At 69.5% G+C, this 4226-nt stretch carries 3 protein-coding genes; all 3 read right to left on the bottom strand.

What is annotated here, in order from left to right; genetic code table 11:
- Positions 1 to 169: 169 nt before the first annotated feature.
- Positions 170 to 868, bottom strand: a complete 699-nt coding sequence (locus E1264_RS40780) for a hypothetical protein (RefSeq protein ID WP_132182639.1) — start codon at positions 866 to 868, stop codon at positions 170 to 172.
- The gene (locus E1264_RS40775; protein ID WP_132182637.1) at positions 865 to 1413 is read right to left on the bottom strand and encodes an RNA polymerase sigma factor; all 549 of its coding nucleotides are present in this window, start codon (positions 1411 to 1413) and stop codon (positions 865 to 867) included. Before E1264_RS40775 ends, E1264_RS40780 begins: the two co-directional genes overlap by 4 nt.
- Positions 1414 to 1901: 488 nt before the next feature.
- Positions 1902 to 3566 (bottom strand): energy-dependent translational throttle protein EttA, encoded by a 1665-nt coding sequence (gene ettA, locus E1264_RS40770; RefSeq protein WP_132182635.1) that lies wholly within the window; start codon positions 3564 to 3566, stop codon positions 1902 to 1904.
- Positions 3567 to 4226 lie beyond the last annotated feature (660 nt).

Raw genomic sequence — 4226 nt, 5'->3', positions numbered from 1 at the left:
CTCCCCTGCCCTCCCCTGCGGAGAGGAGTCCCATCACAGGGGGCCTGCCGTCAGGGGTCGTACCGGCCAAGTGGCGCGCCCTCACAGCACCGTCCCGCCACCGAGGTGAGCCGTCCCGTCACAGCGCCGTCCCGTCAAAGGACCGGCGCCTCGCAGGGGCCGGCTCCTCTCACAGGGCGGACGCGTACGGGTCGGAGACCGCGCCGGTCGGGGTCGCGGCGGCCGCCGCGCGGACGAGGTCGACGAAGTCCTCCAGGCACGACATGCACTGCGCCGCGTGCCGGCTGAGCTCCTGGATCTCCTCGTCGGTGAGCACGCCGTTCGCCGGCGCGAAGCCGCGGACGTGCGCGCAGCGGTCCACGTCGGGCTCGTCCTCGGGACGCGGGCGGCCCGGTTCCGGGAGCCGCTGCCTGTGCGTGAACGCGGCGAGCATCTCGTCGATCCGGTCGGCGGCCTCCGGGTAGCCCGCCGCGTAAGCCTCCGCGTACGCCCGCGCGGCCTCGGTGATCAGGTGCAGCTCCTCCCGCTGGGCGCTGTAGGGACCGGTCGCCGCGCACTGCTCGGCGAGCAGGTCGAGCGTCCGGCCGAGGCGGAGCGAGGCGTCCGCGTGGTCGCTGCGGGCCGCGACCCGGTACCAGCGGGCCGCCTCGGCCAGGTCGCCGTCGATTTCGTGGCGGCGTCCCAGCTCGTAGGCGCCCCGGTCCAGCTCCAGGGAGTCGACGAACGCCGCGTGCCGCGCGCTGGCGATGTCGTCGTACTGCCGCCGCCGGAACTCCTCCTGCAGCCGCACGAGGCTGACCGCGAACTCGTCCTCGGGCATCCGGACGATGGCGGACGCGGCGGCGGCCAGCACGCCGTCGAGGTTCATGCCCGGCCCTCCTTCTCGACCGCGGGCTCGCGGAGCAGCTCCTCCAGCCGCCTGCGCGCCCGGTGCACGTGGGTCTTCGCCGAGCCCTCGCTCATGCCGAGGATCCGGGCGACCTCCGGAAGCGGGAACTCCAGCAGGCAGTGCAGCGCGACGGCCTCCCGCTGGCGGCGCGGCAGGCTCCGCACGGCGGCCAGGATGTCGAGGCGGCCGTCGGTCCCGCGCTCCGCGGCACTCGGCAGCCCGGCGTCCCCGCGGGTGATCATCTCGTCCAGGGACGTGCACTGCTCGCGCGCCTTCGCCTGCCAGCGCCGCAGCATGGTCGTCGCGACCCGGAACAGCCAGGCGCCCGGCTTGTCGTAGGTGACGAGCTCGTCCCACCGGCGCTGCGCGGCGAGCAGGCTCTCCTGCGCGATGTCCTCGACCCAGCGGCTGTCGGACGTCTGCGAGCGCAGGTAGCCGGTGATGCGCGGCATCCAGTAGCGGTAGAACGCGGGGAACGACGACAGCGTCTCGCGGGCCTCCCGGCCCGCCCGGTCCGCGCTCACCGCACCGCTCCGGAGCCGGTGGACGTGACGACCACGGCGACCTCCCACGACGGCGACTCGAACACGGGGACTCCTCGGGGTATCCGCGCGATGCTGAGAGCGACTTCCGCCCTAGCAGTGTTACGCATATAACTGCCGCCAGAGGTCACAAACGTTGACATCTCCTAAAAATAACCTCACCACCTGCACCGATATCGGAGCGTGATCGGCACACCAATGACCGCCAGGTCATTTCGGACGGCCCTCGCCGCGCTTCCGACCTGCGTTGATGCCCGCCGTCAGCTCCGTAACAGAAATTGGAAAGGCCCCGTCCGGCCACGAACAGAATTCGATCCGGTATCCGGCCATGGGGAAAATCACCCTGCCGCCCCGGTGAACAGCAACAGGGAACAGAGCGCCAGAAGATGGGCCTAACACAAGGGCACGCCTGGAACACAGATCACCCCCAAGGCCGCTGGACACGGCCTCGGGGGTGCTGAGCGACGGGATCAGTCGCGGGTGAGCTTGCGGTGCGTGACGCGGTGCGGGCGCGCGGCGTCGGCGCCCAGGCGCTCGATCTTGTTCTTCTCGTAGTCGGCGAAGTTGCCCTCGAACCAGAACCAGTTCGAGCCCTCCTCCCACGCGAGGATGTGCGTGGCGATGCGGTCCAGGAACCACCGGTCGTGCGAGGTGATCACGGCGCAGCCGGGGAACTCCAGGAGGGCGTTCTCCAGGCTGGACAGGGTCTCGGTGTCGAGGTCGTTGGTCGGCTCGTCCAGGAGGAGGACGTTGCCGCCCAGCTTGAGCGTCAGCGCCAGGTTCAGGCGGTTGCGCTCCCCACCGGACAGGACGCCCGACGGCTTCTGCTGGTCAGGGCCCTTGAAGCCGAACGCCGCGACGTACGCGCGGGACGGCATCTCGACCTGGCCAACGTTGATGTGGTCGAGACCGTCCGAGACGACCTGCCACACCGTCTTCTTCGGGTCGATACCGCCGCGTCCCTGGTCGACGTAGGACACCTTGACGGTCTCACCGAGCCGCAGCTCGCCGCCGTCCGGCTGCTCCTCGCCGATGATCATGCGGAACAGCGTGGTCTTGCCGACGCCGTTCGGGCCGATGACACCGACGATGCCGTTCGGGGGCAGGTTGAACGACAGGTCGTCCATGAGGATCCGGTCGCCGAAGCCCTTGGTGAGCTTGTCCGCGACGATGACCGTGTTGCCCAGGCGCGGGCCCGGCGGGATCTGGATCTCCTCGAAGTCCAGCTTGCGGGTCTTGGCGGCCTCGGCGGCCATCTCCTCGTACCGCTCCAGGCGGGCCTTGCTCTTCGTCTGCCGCGCCTTCGGGTTCGACCGGACCCACTCCAGCTCGTCCTGGAGGCGCTTCTTGCGCTTGGCGTCCTTGTTGCCCTCGACCTTCAGCCGGTCGGCCTTCTTCTCCAGGTAGACGGAGTAGTTGCCCTCGTACGGGTAGCAGCGGCCCCGGTCGAGCTCCAGGATCCACGTGGCGACGTTGTCGAGGAAGTACCGGTCGTGGGTGACGGCCAGAACCGTGCCCTCGTACTTGGCGAGGAACTGCTCCAGCCACTGGACGCTCTCGGCGTCGAGGTGGTTGGTGGGCTCGTCCAGCAGCAGCAGGTCAGGGGCTTCAAGCAGGAGCTTGCACAGCGCGACCCGGCGCCGCTCACCGCCCGACAGCTTCGTCACCTCGGCGTCGCCGGGCGGGCAGCGCAGCGCGTCCATCGCCTGCTCGAGCTGGCTGTCGAGATCCCACGCGTTCCGGTGATCGAGCTGCTCCTGGAGCTTGCCCATCTCCGCCATCAGCTCGTCGGAGTAGTCCGTCGCCATCTTCTCGGCGATCTCGTTGAACCGGTCGACCATCGCCTTGGTCTCGGCGACGCCCTCCTGCACGTTCCCGAGGACGGTCTTCTCCTCGTTCAGCGGCGGCTCCTGCTGCAGCATGCCGACGGAGAACCCCGGCATGAGGCGCGCGTCCCCGTTGGACGGCTGTTCCAGACCGGCCATCATGCGCAGCAGCGTCGACTTACCGGTGCCGTTCGGTCCCAGGACACCGATCTTCGCGCCCGGAAGGAAGTGCAGGGTGACGTCGTCGAGGACGACCTTGTCGCCATGTGCCTTGCGCACACGCTGCATCGTGTAGATGTACTCGGCCATTCCTCAAGCCTAGAGGGTCCAGGAGCGTGTTTTTTGCAGTGCCGGTGTGCTTATTGGCGTCGCCCTCCTCCTTCGGCCCTGGAGGGCCTCCATCGTCGGGCGCCGCGCGCGATCGCTGGCATCGCTCCGTCTCGCCTGGCGGCTCGCTGCGCGATCAGGCTCTCGCAAGCTCGAACCTGCCTTCGGACACGATCGCAGACGTTGAGGTCGTCGCGGGGTTGCGGCGACGGCTGATGTCAGCCCGCACACTCCCAGCAGCACTGCGCAAGCACCACTCCCACAGGGTTCGCGGAAGAGCAGCCATGCGCCGGGGGCATGGACAGGAACGGAATGCATGACCCTGCCGGGGTGCTGGAGCATTTGGGGGCTATGGTCACGCAGCGGGGGCCGGCGCCTCCGCGAGCCAGTGGGCAGACCCACTCTCGGCCGCACGGCCTAGGGAGGCACAGGACTGACCAGCAGCCAAGATGCCCGCTGCGTGCTTGCCACATGCGGGGTTGATGGGATGTGCGGGGTGTTGGGCGCCGGGGCCTCCGCGAGACGGAGGGCGGGCCCGGTCTCGGGCGGACGGCCAGGCGCGGTACAGGACCGACCCACAGCCAGGGTCCCGCTGAGGGCTTGCCACATGCGGGGTCGATGGGGCGTGCGGGGTGTTGGGGC

This window comes from Actinomadura sp. KC216, from assembly GCF_004348535.1.
Lineage (GTDB): Bacteria > Actinomycetota > Actinomycetes > Streptosporangiales > Streptosporangiaceae > Spirillospora.
The sequence above is the reverse complement of the archived record's forward strand: the minus strand, read 5'-3'. Positions and strand labels throughout refer to the sequence as shown.

Coding starts and splice junctions, on each gene's coding strand:
- E1264_RS40780 (WP_132182639.1), bottom strand. CDS start 868: ATGAACCTCGACGGCGTGCTGGCCGCCGCCGCGTCCGCCATCGTCCGG.
- ettA (WP_132182635.1), bottom strand. CDS start 3,566: ATGGCCGAGTACATCTACACGATGCAGCGTGTGCGCAAGGCACATGGC.